Annotated in this window: 15 protein-coding genes and 1 pseudogene; 10 read left to right on the top strand and 6 right to left on the bottom strand. The window is 63.2% G+C overall.

Annotation, left to right across the window (positions count from 1 at the left end; translation table 11 throughout):
• Positions 1 to 16: 16 nt before the first annotated feature.
• Positions 17 to 940: a restriction endonuclease gene (locus B7G52_RS07970; protein WP_096697089.1), complete on the top strand. Its 924-nt coding sequence runs from the start codon at positions 17 to 19 to the stop codon at positions 938 to 940.
• A gap of 154 nt (positions 941 to 1094) precedes the next feature.
• On the opposite strand, the gene B7G52_RS07965 is transcribed toward B7G52_RS07970, so the two are convergent.
• Positions 1095 to 2231: an iron-containing alcohol dehydrogenase gene (locus B7G52_RS07965; protein WP_096697088.1), complete on the bottom strand. Its 1137-nt coding sequence runs from the start codon at positions 2229 to 2231 to the stop codon at positions 1095 to 1097.
• Positions 2232 to 2439: 208 nt separating this feature from the next.
• Between B7G52_RS07965 and B7G52_RS07960 the strand changes: the two genes are divergently transcribed.
• From B7G52_RS07960 to B7G52_RS07950, 3 genes are all read left to right on the top strand, one after another.
• Positions 2440 to 3366 (top strand): alpha/beta hydrolase, encoded by a 927-nt coding sequence (locus B7G52_RS07960; RefSeq protein WP_240523366.1) that lies wholly within the window; start codon positions 2440 to 2442, stop codon positions 3364 to 3366.
• Entirely contained in the window at positions 3363 to 4220 is an 858-nt protein-coding gene (locus B7G52_RS07955) for a YbgC/FadM family acyl-CoA thioesterase (RefSeq protein WP_096697086.1), read from the top strand. The genes B7G52_RS07960 and B7G52_RS07955 overlap by 4 nt, the downstream gene beginning before the upstream one ends.
• Positions 4221 to 4308: 88 nt before the next feature.
• The gene (locus B7G52_RS07950) at positions 4309 to 6576 is read left to right on the top strand and encodes an O-antigen ligase family protein (RefSeq protein WP_096697085.1); all 2268 of its coding nucleotides are present in this window, start codon (positions 4309 to 4311) and stop codon (positions 6574 to 6576) included.
• Here the strand turns inward: B7G52_RS07950 and B7G52_RS07945 are convergent.
• Positions 6573 to 7421 (bottom strand): NRDE family protein, encoded by an 849-nt coding sequence (locus tag B7G52_RS07945; protein ID WP_096697084.1) that lies wholly within the window; start codon positions 7419 to 7421, stop codon positions 6573 to 6575. The two genes, B7G52_RS07950 and B7G52_RS07945, sit on opposite strands and share 4 nt — an antisense overlap.
• A 103-nt stretch (positions 7422 to 7524) precedes the next feature.
• On the bottom strand, positions 7525 to 8493 hold the full coding sequence (locus tag B7G52_RS07940; RefSeq protein WP_096697083.1) for a folate-binding protein YgfZ: 969 nt from the start codon (positions 8491 to 8493) through the stop codon (positions 7525 to 7527).
• A gap of 47 nt (positions 8494 to 8540) precedes the next feature.
• Between B7G52_RS07940 and mltG the strand changes: the two genes are divergently transcribed.
• The 6 genes from mltG to B7G52_RS07910 all read left to right on the top strand — a co-directional run bounded on the left by mltG (position 8541) and on the right by B7G52_RS07910 (position 13475).
• Positions 8541 to 9542 carry an endolytic transglycosylase MltG gene (gene mltG, locus B7G52_RS07935; protein ID WP_170954714.1) on the top strand — a complete coding sequence of 334 codons (1002 nt, stop codon included), beginning with the start codon at positions 8541 to 8543 and terminating at the stop codon, positions 9540 to 9542.
• A gap of 3 nt (positions 9543 to 9545) precedes the next feature.
• Positions 9546 to 10364 (top strand): dTMP kinase, encoded by an 819-nt coding sequence (gene tmk, locus B7G52_RS07930; protein ID WP_096697081.1) that lies wholly within the window; start codon positions 9546 to 9548, stop codon positions 10362 to 10364.
• Entirely contained in the window at positions 10364 to 11455 is a 1092-nt protein-coding gene (locus B7G52_RS07925; RefSeq protein ID WP_096697080.1) for a DNA polymerase III subunit delta', read from the top strand. Before tmk ends, B7G52_RS07925 begins: the two co-directional genes overlap by 1 nt.
• A gap of 49 nt (positions 11456 to 11504) precedes the next feature.
• The gene (locus B7G52_RS07920; protein WP_096697079.1) at positions 11505 to 11909 is read left to right on the top strand and encodes a PilZ domain-containing protein; all 405 of its coding nucleotides are present in this window, start codon (positions 11505 to 11507) and stop codon (positions 11907 to 11909) included.
• A gap of 100 nt (positions 11910 to 12009) precedes the next feature.
• Positions 12010 to 12807 carry a TatD family hydrolase gene (locus B7G52_RS07915; RefSeq protein ID WP_096697078.1) on the top strand — a complete coding sequence of 266 codons (798 nt, stop codon included), beginning with the start codon at positions 12010 to 12012 and terminating at the stop codon, positions 12805 to 12807.
• On the top strand, positions 12804 to 13475 hold the full coding sequence (locus tag B7G52_RS07910; protein WP_096697077.1) for an ankyrin repeat domain-containing protein: 672 nt from the start codon (positions 12804 to 12806) through the stop codon (positions 13473 to 13475). Before B7G52_RS07915 ends, B7G52_RS07910 begins: the two co-directional genes overlap by 4 nt.
• A 326-nt stretch (positions 13476 to 13801) precedes the next feature.
• On the opposite strand, the gene B7G52_RS07905 is transcribed toward B7G52_RS07910, so the two are convergent.
• The 3 genes and pseudogenes from B7G52_RS07905 to B7G52_RS07895 all read right to left on the bottom strand — a co-directional run.
• Positions 13802 to 14002 (bottom strand): hypothetical protein, encoded by a 201-nt coding sequence (locus tag B7G52_RS07905; protein WP_096697076.1) that lies wholly within the window; start codon positions 14000 to 14002, stop codon positions 13802 to 13804.
• Entirely contained in the window at positions 13999 to 14586 is a 588-nt protein-coding gene (locus B7G52_RS07900) for a VC1465 family Xer recombination activation factor (protein ID WP_096697075.1), read from the bottom strand. Before B7G52_RS07900 ends, B7G52_RS07905 begins: the two co-directional genes overlap by 4 nt.
• A 477-nt stretch (positions 14587 to 15063) precedes the next feature.
• Positions 15064 to 15214, bottom strand: a pseudogene (locus B7G52_RS07895) (IS1595 family transposase); the annotation flags it as partial.

The raw sequence follows: 15214 nt of genomic DNA, 5'->3' as shown, positions 1-15214 counted from the left end.
CAGTTATCCTCTGGGCATGGCTATTCCAGACTACCAAACCTGCATGCTCCCATTTCTACGTTTTCTCGGCGATAGCGAGGAACATTCCCTTCGCGACGCTGAGGAATCGCTGGGTGAGTATTTCCAGTTGTCCGCCACCGAGCGCGCCGAACTGCTAGCAAGTGGGCAGCAGAGAGTCTTCAAAAACAGGATCGGCTGGGCAAGAACATACTTAAAAAAGGCATGCCTCATCGAGGCGCCTAAGCGTGGCGTATTCAAGATCACTGATAGAGGACTCAAAGTTCTGTCAACAAATCCAGTCCGAATCGACGGAAAGTTTTTGGAGCAGTTTCCCGAGTTCGTGGAATTCAGGGAAATCTCCAAGAAAACAAACGAGAACACAACGGCTTCGGAGCCGACTGCGCTAAATGCATCCCCTACTGTCACCCCAGAGGAGGAAATCGAGCGTGCCTACCAAGGTTTGCGTGAGCAACTCGCGCAGGAACTGCTTGCTGTAATTCTGAGTTGCTCTCCAGTATTTTTCGAGCAGCTTGTTGTTGATGTGCTTGTGAAGATGGGTTATGGCGGTTCCAGGCGCGATGCGGGTGAGCGAATTGGGCAGACCGGCGATGGCGGTATCGACGGAATCATCAAGGAAGATCGTCTTGGCTTGGACACGATCTTCATTCAGGCAAAACGCTGGCAAGGATCGGTCGGACGCCCTGAAATTCAAAAGTTTGTTGGTGCACTTCAAGGCCAGCGCGCGAGGAAAGGCGTCTTCATCACTACATCAACTTTCACAGCCGATGCGATTGACTATGCCTCAAGAATCGACACAAAGGTGGTACTCATTGATGGCAAGGCGTTGTCTGCGTTAATGATCGATTTTGATGTGGGTGTTTCGGCGTCAGCTTCTTACGTGGTCAAGCGTGTTGACTCTGATTACTTCGAGGAGGGTTGATTTTTTCAATGAGTCTTTGACACACACGGGCGGGTGAATGCCACCAGTTTTTAGCAGCATATGCGAACGTGACGCTTTCCGGAAGGCAACTATGAAGACCTCAACGTGTTGTCTACCGAAGTTGAGCGGTCTGCCAGTCTTACGCGAGCACCGCTCAAAGCGAATCCCCCAACATCTCCGCATACTCCTGCGCCGTCGCAATCCGCGGATTCGTCTTGTGGCAATGGTCGGCCATCGCGCCCACGATGATCTGGTCGAACTGCTCGCGCTGAACGCCCATCTCGGCCAAGCCCTTGGGCAGCCCCAGGCGGGCGTTCATGTCCCGGATCGCTTCGGGAATATCGCTGCCTGAAGCCAGGCCCATGACCTGCGCCATGCGGTTCAGGCGGTTTTCCTTCTGGATCGACTCGGCGCTCGCGTTGAAACGCACCACGGCCGGCAAAAACATGGCGTTCAGCGTTCCGTGGTGCAGGCGCGGATCGACGCCGCCCAGGCTGTGGCTCAGGCTGTGCACGCAGCCCAGGCCTTTCTGGAAGGCCATGGCGCCCTGCATGGATGCGCTCATCATGTTGAGCCGGGCCTCGCGGTCGCTGCCGTCCTTGGTGGCGCGCTCGATGTGGGCCCAGCCGCGCTGCAGGCCGTCCAGGCCAATGCCGTCGGCCGGCGGGTTGAAGGCGGGCGCCATGAAGGTTTCCATGCAGTGCGCAATCGCGTCCATGCCGGTGGCCGCCGTCAGTTTGGCCGGCAGGCCCAGTGTCAGTTCGGGGTCGCAGATCGCGGTTTTTGGCACCAGATGCCAGGAGTGGAAGCCGACCTTGCGGTGGTCGTCCAGGATGATGATGGCGCCGCGCGCCACCTCGCTGCCGGTGCCGCTGGTGGTGGGCACGGCAATCAGCGGTACCGCGCGGTCGGTGATCTTGAGTGAGCCGCCCTCGATGGTGGCGTAGGTCTTGAGCGGGCCTTCATGGGTGGCGGCGATCGCCACGCCCTTGGCGCAGTCGATCGCCGAGCCGCCGCCGACGGCGATCAGGCCGTCGCAGCCCTGGGCCTTGTACACGGCGACTGCGGCGCGCACGGCGGCTTCGGTCGGGTTCGAGGGCGTCTGGTCGAACACCGCCACGGTCATGCCGGGCAGGGCGTCGAGTGCTTTTTGCAGGACGCCGGCCGCCTTGACCCCGGCGTCGGTGATGACCAGCGGCTTGCTGATGCCCACACGTTCACATTCCTGCTTGAGGAGCTTGACCGCGCCATACTCGAACTGGATCTGGGTGACGTAGTAAATGAAGGCCATGGTTTGCTGTCTTTCGGCGTTGTACGATGCAGGGCGGTTGGCGTATTTCTGCCCCAACCTGAATACGCTACTTTACCGGCTGGAGACTTTCTTGACTTGCATGCAGACCCGGATGATGGTCACTTTGGCGATAGCGGGCGCCCGGCCGATGTTTCTGGCCTTCCGGTAAATGCGGGGACAGGCTGCACACGCCCTGCTGACACCCGCCATGCGCGACGTGATCAGCCGCATGGGGCGGGCAGGGCACCCGGCGTTTCACACGCTGACGGCTACCCAGGCCCGCGCGGCCTACGAGGCCGGTGCCGGCGTGCTGGAAATTCCCAGACCGGCACTGGTGCGTATCGAAGACTTCAGCATCCCGGCGCGCGACGGCCATGCCTTGCCGGCCCGGCTGTACGCGCCTTTGGCCGAGGTGTTGCCGGTGCTGCTGTATTTCCATGGCGGCGGGTTCACCATAGGCAGCATCGCGACGCATGACATTTTGTGTCGCCAGCTCAGCCACCTGGCGGGCTGTGCGGTGGTGTCGGTGGACTATCGCCTCGCCCCCGAGCACAAGTTTCCGACGGCTGCCCATGACGCTGAGGATGCGCTGCAGTGGTTGGCAACCCACGCGAACAGGCTTGGGCTGGACAGTGAGCGGTTGGCGGTGGGCGGCGACAGCGCCGGTGGCACGCTGGCTGCCATGTGTGCGGTGCTGGCCCGCGATGCCGGTCTGCCGCTGGCCCTGCAGCTGCTGTTTTACCCCGGCTGCTCGGCGCACCAGGACACGCCCTCGCACCGCCAGTTTGCACGCGGCTTTGTGCTCGAGGAGCGCGAGATCAACTGGTTTTTCAGCCGTTATGTGCGCGGCCCGGCCGACCGCGACGACTGGCGTTTCGCGCCCCTGAATGCGCCCGATGTGGACGGCGTGGCGCCGGCCTGGGTGGGTCTGGCCGAATGCGACCCGCTGGTCGACGAAGGCGTGATGTATGCCGACAAACTGAGAATGGCCGGCGTGGCGGTCGACCTGGAAATTTACCGCGGCGTCACCCACGAGTTCATCAAGATGGGCCGCATCCTTCCCGAGGCGCGGCAAGCCCATGCCGACGCGGCCGGTGCCTTGCGCCGTGCTTTTTTGAAAGAGATTGACTCATGAACCGACAGGATTTCCGATTTTTTCACCGCCTGCGTGTGCGCTGGGCCGAAGTGGACATGCAGAAAATTGTCTTCAACGCGCACTACCTGATGTACTTCGACACGGCGGTCACCGACTACTGGCGCGCGCTGGCCCTGCCGTATGAACAGGCCATGCAGCAGCTGGGCGGCGAGTTGTATGTCAAGAAAGCCACCGTCGAATTCCATGCGTCGGCCCGTTGTGACGACCAGCTCGACGTCGCCATGAAGTGCTCGCGCATCGGCACCTCGTCCATGGTGTTCACCGGCGCCATCTTCCGTGGCGAGCAGTTGCTGATCACCGGCGAGTTGATCTACGTGTTTGCCGATCCGGTCACGCAAACCTCCCGGCCGGTGCCCGACGGGTTGCGCCGCATTTTGACCGCCTACGAAGCCGGCGAGCCCATGGTCACGCTCAAGCTGGGCTCCTGGGCCGAACTCGGCACCCATGCGGGGGCCATCCGCTCCGAAGTGTTCATAGAAGAGCAGGGCATTCCGCTGGAGATGGAATGGGACGAAGCCGACCACAGTGCCGTGCATGCCGTGGCCTACAACGGCCTGGGCCAGCCGGTGGCCACAGGCCGGCTGCTGCAACACGCCCCCGGCACCGGGAAAATCGGGCGCATGGCCGTGAGCCGGGTGCTCCGGGGTACCCGCCTGGGACGCGAACTGCTGCACGCCCTGATGGCCCAGGCCCGGCAGCGCGGCGACACCGAGGTGCTGCTACACGCCCAGCGCAGCGCCGAGGGTTTTTACAGCCGGCTGGGTTTCACACCGCGCGGCGAGCCTTTCGATGAGGTGGCCATTGCCCACATCGAGATGTTTCGCCAACTCTGAGGCCTGCGCATGGCCCGGTGACAATACAGAGCAGAGGGGGCAAGGTACTTTCCCCTTCGCACCCCATAAGCACGAAAACTGACGTTCCATGGCCAAGAAAAAGAGAGCTTCCACCGGCAAACCGGCCGCCCTCACGGCGGGGGCCGATGTGCTGCTTTCCCTGGACCAACCGTTGTCGCACAGACAAGCGATCACTTCCCCGGCGACCAGTGAGGTTCGGAGCGGCGCCGCGGTCGCCGTGTTGGCGGCCATGCTGTTTCTGGTGCCGGCCATCGGCGTTCCTTTTCAGGAAATGGTGCAGGACACCCTGAAATCGATGGTGGTTTCGCTGATGACCCTGGCCGCAGCGCTGCTGTTTTTCTGGCACCAGCGCAAGCGCCAACAGCCTTTGCGCTGGCATGTCCTGATGTGGTTTCCGCTGATCCTGATGGCTTATGCCCTTGGCAGCATGGCCTGGTCCCATACCTATCTGGCCGGCGTGGAGGCGATACGCTGGTTTGTTTTCAGCCTGCTGCTGTGGCTCGGGTTGAACACGTTTTCACCGGCTGCGCTGCCCTTGCTGGCCCGGGGCATCCACTGGGGAGCCGCCATGGCCTCGCTATGGACAGCATTGCAGTTCTGGGTGAATTTCAGCTATTTTCCGCAAGGCCCCAACCCCGCCTCGACCTTTGCCAACCGTAATTTTTTCGCGGAAATGGCGGTGTGCGCCATCCCGTTTTCCGTCTATCTTCTGGCCCAGTCGCAGCGCCTGTCGCAGATTGTCCTGATGGCCTTCAGCACAGGCTTTATCGTGGTCGCCCTGTTAATGACCGGCACCCGCTCGGCGCTCATCACCTTTTGGTTCATGCTCTTTATGGTCTTGCCGGCGATCGGTTTCATCTACCGTCGGCAGTTCAATTTTTCGCGCTGGTCCCCCGTCTGGCGTGCGCTGGCACTCATGGTTCTGTTCGGCACGGTGGTCGGTCTCGGCCTGATCGACACCGGCAACCCAAGCATTGCGGGCGAACAGCGCGGGAGCAACGCTCTGGAACGCAGCATCTACCGCAGTGCCTCGGTGGCCCACGAACTCAGTAACGAGCAGGCGTTTGCCACGGGCTCTGTCTCGGTGCGACTGATCATGTGGAAGGCCACAGGGCGCATGATTGCCGACCGGCCTTTCAGCGGGGTCGGGGCAGGGGCGTGGGAAGTCGACTCCCCCCTTTACCAGACTGCAGACTCGCCGCTGGAAACCGACTACTACGCACACAACGAAAGCCTTCAGCTGATCGCCGAATACGGCCTTGTCGGCTGGATCACCTTGATGGGCTTGTTCGGCTACCTGCTGCTCTCGGCTTGGGATACATTTCAGGACCGGAGAGCCGGTGGCCCCTCCGATGCTGGGGCACGCGCCATTTTGCTCACCAGTTTGCTGGCGCTGCTGCTGGTCAGCAACGCCGGTTTTCCATGGCGGCTGGCGTCGACGGGTGCCATTTTTGCCACGGGTCTGGCCCTGCTTGCCGCTTCCGATGCTCGGCGGGGTGCGTCCCGATGGGGCTGGAGCAGCCCACTGCCCTGGCGGCCGGCATTTTCACGGGCAGGCTTTTTTGCCAGCATTTTTTGCCTGATGCTTGCCGGCTATATCAGCCAGCAGGCAGCCGCGAGTGAATACAAGATCATCACCGCCGTCAAGCGGGCTCTCATGATCTCGCAGTCCGGCGACCCCACGAACCCGCGCTGGAATAAAAGCAAAAACGAGATGCTGATTCTGATGGATGAGGGCACCAGGATCAACCCGCATTACCGCAAGATCACCCCCATGGTCGCGGACCATCTGGCGCGCTGGGGGGACTGGGACAACGCAATCTGGATCTGGGAGTCGGTGGTGGAGTCCAGGCCGCATGTGGTGGCAATGTTGTCCAATCTCGTGCGCGGTTATTCCCAGCTTGGCCAACACGCCAAGGCACTGGAGTTTCTGGAGCGCTGCAAGAAACTGCAACCAGAGTCCCCGGCCGTGCGTGGGCTGGAGTTGCTGGTGCTGGCCCATGCCGGACGCGAACCGGAAGCCGCGAAGCTGGCGCGTCGCTACCTGGACGAAGGCTTCTACGACTACAACCTCGTCAATGCCGCGGTGAGCCTGGGCCTGCGCACGCAGGACTACGACCTTTCCATCAACGGATTGACTCTGCGCAACCAGGGCTGGCCGGAGGGGCAAGTGGAGGCGTTGCTGGAGCTGGGACGGATCTACGCCGAACACAAGAAGAACGACGCCCTGGCGCTGGAGGCCTACCGCGCAGCGCTGGCGGCCAGCCCCGACGCGACCAGGGAAAAGGAAGCGACCCGGCAGAAAATTCCGGCTGCGTACCTGACACGGCTTTAAGCCGCTGCGCTCCAGTGCAGGCGAAAAGCTGCCTGCGCGGGAGCATCGGCCAGACCACCGGGCCGCAGGTGAGTCTGTTCCTGAATCAGCACGTCGTGGCGGTGGCCGTCATCGCCGGTGCCGCCGCGGCTCACCACCAGCTGCGTGCTGCTGCGCGTTCCATAACCGTGCTCGGGGAATTCGACAAACACACTCGACAGCGCGCGCTCCAGGGCCAGCGGCACCCCCGTGCGCGGCAGTTGCTCGTCGCCGGGGCGTTGCCTGTTCTGCAGGGCGGACCAGAGTCCGGCCTGCAGGTCCTCCTGGCTGTCGGAATCCAGCGCTTGGCGCAGCGCTGTTTTCAGCGCGCGGGTTTTGGGCCAGGGCGTGTCCAGCGCGCCGTTGGACAGGCCGTAAACACCGGGCTGGAGCGCGCACGACTGCCAGCCCTCAACCGGCCTGCCGTTAGCGTCGGACTGGTTGGTGAGCCAATGCCAGGCCGACGACTGGAAGTCACCGAGCACGAGGTTGAAGGCGCCATACAGCGCGCTGTCGGTCTGCGCCATGAACTGGCTGGCATCCATCCCGCCTTCGAGCCAGCGCATGACCAGCTCACCGCGGGACCGTTCGCCGGCCACCGGGTGCGGCTCGCGCACATTGGTCAGCATCGCCATCCGCCCGCCGGGGTTCAGGCCCAGCCAGGTGCCACCGGCGCGCAGGTCGCGACCGGAGATCACTTCCTTGCCCGCATCGGTGGTCCAGCGCGCCAGCGGCCCCGTGGGCCGGTTCAGGAATTCATCGCGGTTGGCAGCGATTACCAGCGGCCAGCGCGGCGAAGCGTCAATGGCAAAGGCGATCAGGCACATTCATGGCCCCCACGCTTTTCGCTCCGCGTAATACGCTGCCCCCCGAGGGGGCTAATTTCCCTTGGGGCGGCCCGGCGGAAAATTCCGGCGTAAGCGCGACGCACTAGATGTCTTCAAGCAAAGGGTAGGGCAGGGGCAGCAGCGCCAGCGCTGGACCGGTGGCATTGCCCAGGGTCAGTCGGCCGCCGTCGGCATCGGCCGCAGCGGCGGTCTGCATGGACACGATCAGATCAAAACCTGCCGCCGGGTGCGGGGCACAGGCCGCGACCAGGCCGCAAGGTTGTTCCGCGTCGGCGGCATGAAACACCTCCTGGCCCACCTGCGGCGTGCCGTCGGTGTGCGCCAGGTAAGCGCGGCGCTTGAGCGTGCCGCGAAACTGGCTGCGCGCCACGATTTCCTGGCCGGGGTAACAGCCTTTCTTGAAGCTCACGCCGCCGACCGACTCGTAGTTGAGCATCTGCGGCACAAAGGCTTCGAAAATCGGCTGCGTGATCATGGCGATGCCCGACTGCACATCGAGCCAGTGCCAGCGCGCCAGCGGCAACACCGGGCCCGCAGGCGCCGGGGTGCCGGCCGGGGCGCACCACAGGGCGCGCGGCTGGCCGGCGCCGGGATACAGGAACACCAGGTTTGCCGCATCCAAATCAAGCTTGGCCCAGGCAGGATGTGCGCCGCCAGCTATGGTTTCAATAGCATCACCAGCCAGCCCGCAAAGGGTGTACTCCGCCGTGGCATCGCTCAACCGGGCCTTGGCACGCAGCACAAACATGGACAGGCGCTTGAGGGTGGCGGGCAGGATGTCGCGGCTGCAGGCCAGCAGGATCTCGTGCTCGCTGCGTTTGAAAACAATGAAGCTGGCCTGCATGCGGCCCTTGGCATTGCAGAAAGCGGCCAGGCGCGCTGCGGTCAGCCCCAGCAGCGCCACGTCCTGCGTCAGCTGGCCCTGAAGGAATTTGGCGGCCTCCTCGCCGGCAACACGGATCACACCCAGGTGCGTCAGTTCGGCAACGCCGGACGGCAGGGTGGCCAATGGCAGGGAAACAGGAGGGGAATCGGAAGGGAGGGTCAACATGGGCTGAATTATCATAGACCCATCGTTTTCCGGAAGGTAACAGGGTTGTGCGTCGTTTCTTGATGAGTTTGCTCGTGCTGGCGTTTCTCGCCGGTCTGGTGGTGTTTGGTGCCGTCGGCTGGTGGCTGCACGAACCCTTGACCCTGAAGCCGCAGCCCGGCAGCCTGGTGCTGGACCTGGAGATCGAGCCCGGCACCTCCGCCCAGCGCGTGGCCGGCGTCGTGGCCGCCAGCGGCGTCGATGTGCAGCCGGTGTTGCTTTATGCCTGGTTTCGCCTCTCGGGTCAGGCGCGCCAGATCAAGGCCGGCAGTTACGAGATCACGCCGGGCACCACGCCACGCAAGCTGCTGAGCATGCTGGTCCGCGGCGAGGAAAGCCTCAAAAGCGTGACCCTGGTCGAAGGCTGGAATTTCCGCCAGGTGCGCGCAGCCCTGCAAAAGGCCGAAGCCCTCAAACCCGACACCCAGGGGCTGGGCGCGGAAGCCGTCATGGCGCAGCTGGGCAAGCCCGGTGTGCATCCCGAGGGACGGTTTTTCCCCGACACCTATACCTATGCCAAGGGCTCCAGCGACCTGGCCGTCCTCAAACGCGCGGCCCGCGCGATGGACAAACGCCTGGAAGCGGCCTGGGCCCTGCGCAGCGCGGACACGCCCCTGAAGACGCCCGATGAAGCCCTGGTCCTGGCCAGCATTGTTGAAAAGGAAACCGGCAAACCCTCGGACCGCCCGGAAATCGGCGGGGTTTTCAGCAACCGCCTGCGCATCGGCATGATGCTGCAGACCGACCCGACCGTGATTTACGGCATGGGAGAACAGTTCGACGGCAACCTGCGCAAGCGCGATCTGCTGGCCGACACACCGTACAACACCTACACCCGCACCGGCCTGCCCCCCACGCCGATTGCCATGCCCGGCAAGGCGGCCCTGCTGGCCGCGGTGCAGCCAGCCCAGACCAAGGCCCTGTATTTTGTCGCGCGCGGCGACGGCACCAGCCATTTCAGCAGCAGCCTGGACGAGCACAACCGCGCCGTCAACAAATACCAGCGCTGAAATATGGCCCCCACGCTTTTCGCTTCGCGTAATGCGCTGCCCCCCGAGGGGGCGCTGCGCCTGCGGCCCGGCCCTTCGACAGGCTCAGGACAGGCCAAGGCCGGTTCCGCGGCCCTGGCTGATTGGGAGAGCGCCGCCTCGCGTGTCGCTCCTGGCCTCTTCATCAGCTTCGAAGGCATAGACGGCGCCGGGAAATCGACGCACATCAGCGCGCTGGCCGACGCTTTCCGGGCGCAGGGCAGGGCCGTGACCCTGAGCCGCGAACCCGGCGGCACGCCGCTGGCCGAGAAGCTGCGCGCCCTGATCCTCAACGACGTGATGGACCCGCTGACCGAAGCCCTGCTGATTTTTGCGGCGCGGCGCGACCACCTGACCACCGTGATCGTTCCGGCACTGGCACGCGGTGATGTGGTGCTGTGCGACCGGTTCACCGACGCGACCTTTGCCTACCAGGGCGGCGGGCGCGGCTTCGACCTCGACGTGCTATCAAAACTGGAGCTATGGGCGCAGGATGCACGGGGGCTGGGGCGTGATTTTGTTCATGAACTTGGCCAAAAGGGAGAAGCTGCGGCGATTGTCCAGCCCGACCTGACGGTCTGGTTCGACCTGCCGCCCGAAAAAGCCGCCCAGCGCCTGGCCGGCGCCCGCGTGCCGGACAAGTTCGAAGCCCAGCCGGTGGAATTTTTCCGCCGTGTGGCCCAGGGCTACGCCGACCGCATGGCCGCCGACCCCGGACGTTTTGCCCGCATTGACGCCGACCGGACACGCGAGGCCGTGTGGCAGTCGGTGCATAGTGTGTTTACCGGCAAGGGCTGGCTCTGATGACCAGCGATTCCGTCGCGCCCAGCCCCCCCCTGGCCCCCTGGCTGCAGACCCAGCTGCAAACCCTGCTGGCCCAGCGCGGCCATGCCTGGCTGCTCAGCGGTCCGTCCGGCCTGGGCCAGTTCGACCTGGCGCTGGCACTGGCACGGGCCTGGCTGTGCGAGCAGGCCACGGCGCAGGGCGCCTGCGGCGTGTGCGGCAGTTGCCATGCCGTCGATGTCCACACCCATGCCGACCTCTGCATGCTCATGCCCGAAACCCTGTCGCTGGCACTCGGCTGGCCGCTGGACGAAAAAACCCAGGACGACCTGGACAGCAAGAAACGCAAGCCCAGCAAGGAAATCAAGGTCGACGCCGCGCGCGAGGCCGTCACGTTCACGCAGTTCACACGTTCGCGCGGCAGTACCAAGGTGGTGCTGGTCTACCCGGCCGAACGCATGAACGCGATCACCGCCAACACGCTGCTCAAGACGCTGGAAGAGCCGCCGGGTGCGGTGCAGTTCATCCTCGCCACCGAGGCCGCGCACCAGTTGCTCCCCACCATCCGCAGCCGCTGCCAGGGCCACACCATGCACTGGCCGGATTTTGACCAGGCACTGGCCTGGCTGGCCGGGCGCGCGGGGCCGGAAGGCAAGGCCGGCAAATTGCCGGCCGCCGCCGACCTGCACACCCTGCTGGCCGCCGCCGGTGGCCGGCCCGCCGATGCGCTGGAACGCGCGCAGGCCGGACCGAGCAGCGCCATCGCCCAGCACTGGCAGGCCCTGCCCAAAGCCATGGCCCGGGGCGAGGTCGGGGCGCTCAGCGACTTCGGGCCGACCCAGGCCGTCGATGCATTGCAAAAGCTCTGCCACGACATGCTGGCCACCCGGGCCGGCGCCGAACCGCGGTTTTTTCGCCACGGGGACTTGCCGGTGCAGCCAGCCGGCAAACCCGGTGCGGCTGGCGCGGGCGCCGGCCCCGGCTTTGCCGCGCTGGGCGCCTGGGCCAAGGAGCTGGCCGCCACGGCGCGTACCGTGGAGCACCCCTACAATCCCGGCCTGATGCTCGAAGCGCTGGTCAGCCGCGCGCAGCTGGCTCTCAATGCAAAATAAGCGCTGTTTCTTGCTGACAGCCCGGCGGTCAACCCGATAAACTAGGCGCATGAGTACAACGCCTCCTGCTGGTTCTCCCGGTGCTGCCGGTGCCACCGCCACCAGTTCCAGCGCCGCCCGGCCCAGCGTCATCCAGCTGGCGATCCGCGAAAAAGCCGCACTCTACGCCGCCTACATTCCGCTGTTCACCGAAGGCGGCGTTTTCATCCCCTCTGCGCGCGACTACAAGCTGGGCGACGACGTTTATGTGCTGCTGACCTTGCCCGAAGACACGCAGCGCTACCCGGTGGCGGGCAAAGTGGCCTGGGTCACCCCGGCGCGGGCCTCCGGCAACCGGACCCAGGGCGTGGGCGTGCGTTTCCCCAACGACGAAAAGTCCCGCCTGCTGAAGATCAAGATCGAGGAAATCCTCGGTGCCCACCTGGCCTCCGACCGTCCGACGCAGACGATCTAGGCCCTTGCAGGCCCTGCCCGGGCTGCTTTATTTTTGATAGCTGACTGCGCCCGTCTGGTATGGGCTACAGCCATTTTTCACACCCAACAAAGCCTTGCCGATGTTCACCGATTCCCATTGCCACCTGAGTTTTCCCGAGCTCCAGGCCCAGTTGCCGCAGATACGCGAAGCCATGGCGCAGGCCCAAGTGGACCGCGCGCTGTGCATTTGCACCACGCTCGAAGAGTTCCCCACCGTTCATGCGCTGGCCACCACCTACGACAACTTCTGGTGCAGCGTCGGCGTGCACCCCGACAACGAAGGTGTGACCGAGCCCAGCCTGGCCGACCTGGTGCAGCGCGCCGCCTTGCCCAAGGTGGTGGCCATTGGCGAAACCGGGCTTGACTACTACCGCCTGGGCGAGCGCAGCATCGCCGACATGCATTGGCAGCGCGAACGCTTTCGCACCCACATCCGCGCCGCGCGCCAGACCCAAAAGCCGCTGGTGATCCACACCCGCAGTGCCTCCGCAGACACGCTGGCGATCCTGAAGGAAGAGGGTGAAACCGTCGGCGGAGCAGGGCGGGCCGGCGGGGTTTTCCACTGCTTCACCGAAACCGCCGAAGTGGCCCGGGCCGCGCTGGACCTGGGGTTTTACATCTCGTTTTCCGGCATCCTGACCTTCAAGAATGCCGCCGACCTGCGCGAAGTGGCCCGTTTTGTGCCGCTGGACCGCACCCTGATCGAAACCGACAGCCCTTACCTGGCACCCATGCCTTACCGCGGCAAAACCAACAATCCGTCCTATGTTCCTTACGTGGCCAGGCAGGTCGCCGAGATCCGGCAGATGCCGGTGGAAGCCATTGCCGAGGCCACCAGCCGCAACTTCGAACGGCTTTTTTCGGGAGTCATGGCATGAAAACATACCTCATCAATCACTTTAAAAAAATCGTCTATCTATTTGTCGTTACTGGGTTTATTACAGTCAATGCCGGCTCGTATGAAGACTTTTTTGCAGCCATCACGCAGGACAACCCGGGCGTCATCCGCCAGTTGCTGACCCGTGGTTTTGATGCCAACACCGTCGACCCCAAAGGCCAGCCTGGCCTGTACCTGGCGATCCAGGAGCCATCGCTGAAGGCCGCCCAGGCCCTGCTGGACTGGCCCAAAACCAACGTCAACGCGCTCAATGCCAATGGCGAAAGCCCGCTGATGCTGGCCGCGATCAAGGGCCAGCTTGAAATGGTGGCCGCTTTGATCAAGCGGGATGCCGACGTCAACAAGACCGGCTGGACACCGCTGCATTACGCCGCCAGCAAGGGGCACCTGGCCATCATGAACCTGCTGCTGGAAAACCACGCCTACATCGACGCCGAATCACCCAACGGCACCACACCGCTGATGATGGCCGCGCAATACGGCACCACGCCCGCGGTCAAACTGCTGCTGGACGCCGGCGCCGATCCCTTGCTGAAAAACCAGCAAGGCCTGACCGCCATCGGCTTTGCCCAGCGCGTCAGCCGCACTGAATCCATGGATATCATCGCGACAGCCGTGCGCAAGCGGCAAGCCACCGGCAAATGGTGAATCGGAGAAGGCGTTGAAACAGCAGCCGGACCAAGTTTTGCTGTTTTGGATCTGCCTTGTATATTCCACGATGTATAGTTTTGTAAGGTGTTGATTTCATTGGAAATTTCTTCACTTTGAGTTAAATTTTTTGGCAGTTGTCCACACCAGAATGCAAGTTGTTCTGGTTTTCGTAACTGAGTTACCGGTTTGACATGGCACGAAGGAGGGCGGGTTTAAGCGCACAGCCGCAGCCGCGTCCAAACATCCGATGTGCGCCCTGAGCCTTAAGACGGGACCCGTTTCGCTTTGCTCCCATGGGGGCCTGCCCCCATACCCTGGGCCGGTCACTGGATGCCACCTTTGGGCATGTGGCCAGTCGCCTGGAGCTGAGCAGCGCAGGCCATCCCGAGCCGTTCCAGCCAGTCCGCAACGCCCTCAGGAGCCGTCCCGAGCGACTCTGAGTCCACCGCGATCCCATGCAGCCAGGCGCAGGCCCCACGGGTTTCTTCCAGAACGTCCGGCGCCACGCCAGCCAGGCCACTCATACCGAAACCCCCTGTTTTTCATGATGTGGAATTCCGTGGGCTATTTGCCATGCGATGGTTTTGGAGGTTTCCCCAATGGTGGAGGCCCGGTTTGACGTGTTATGTCCAGTAGTGTTCTTAAGATAAATTAAGCGGGGCGGCTGCGCCGCCCCACCGGCCATGCCGGTGGGCTCGACCAGCTCGCCCCGGCCGTCTGGCGAGCCTTCGGCCACCGCCTGCCGGACCGGTGCGTCTGTCCGTCCCGCCCGCAAGGCTTGGCGCATGGCTGATTCCCGCTCATAGATGGTTCTGAAGGAACGGGCCTGGCGGACCAGCAAGGACCACCAGTTGGCGTCGTGAGGCTCGAATCCGTGGCCCTCAGGCGTCCAGAGCTTGCCGCTATGGAAGTGCCAGCCGCGCCACGCCGGCCCCGGCAGCTCAAACCAGCGCAGCACCCGCACCAGCTTGTAGGCCGCATACGGGACCGTGACTTTCCCGGAAAACCAGTACCGCACGGTCCGGGGCGTGACGTGAAGAAGCTTCGCGGCCTCGTCGATGGACAGGCCAGCGTCAGCGCACAGGACTTTGAAGCGAGAGCTAAGCATGGCGCGGGTTTCACGGGCTTGGCGGGTTTTGGGCGGGAGCTGTGGACCTTGATTGTATGTTCCACGATGTATATTATGTTAAATGTCACCATCCAAGTTATTCACTCGATCACCACGGCTATCGTCCGGCGAAATGAAGTTGACAACATTTTGGAAATGAAAGTGTCAACACTCAGTCCCTTTCCTTAATCCATGCGGGTTCCGAGGCACCATTGCAATCCGTCGATTTCGAAAATTCCGCAGCTCGCTGGCTTTTTTCGGCCTTTTCTATGAAATGAAAGTGTCAACAGGCCTCGCCCAAGCTCAGGTTCAGTGAGGCACCGTCTTGTCGGTGCTTCGTTGGGGTAACAAGGCTGGCCTTGTTTGCTGTACAGCTAATAAGCGCGTTTGACCTAATCAACGATGTTGAAACTCAGGACTTAGCCCTTGCATTTTCTAATGTGCTGTATGAAAATAAGGGGTATCCGCTTAGCTCCACTAGGTCATTTCAGCGGCTTTTTCGGCGGGCAGCACGATGTCGGCGTAGGTCACCGGATCGGTGACCACGGCTTGTTGCATCAGCCTGTAGAACAGCATCCCGCGAGAGCTGGAGGTGCGGCGGTTGAAGCGGAAGACGAACTCGTCCAGG

This window comes from Polaromonas sp. AER18D-145, assembly GCF_002379095.1.
In the GTDB taxonomy this organism is placed as follows: Bacteria; Pseudomonadota; Gammaproteobacteria; order Burkholderiales; family Burkholderiaceae_C; genus Polaromonas.
This window is presented reverse-complemented; position numbering and strand designations above follow the sequence as displayed.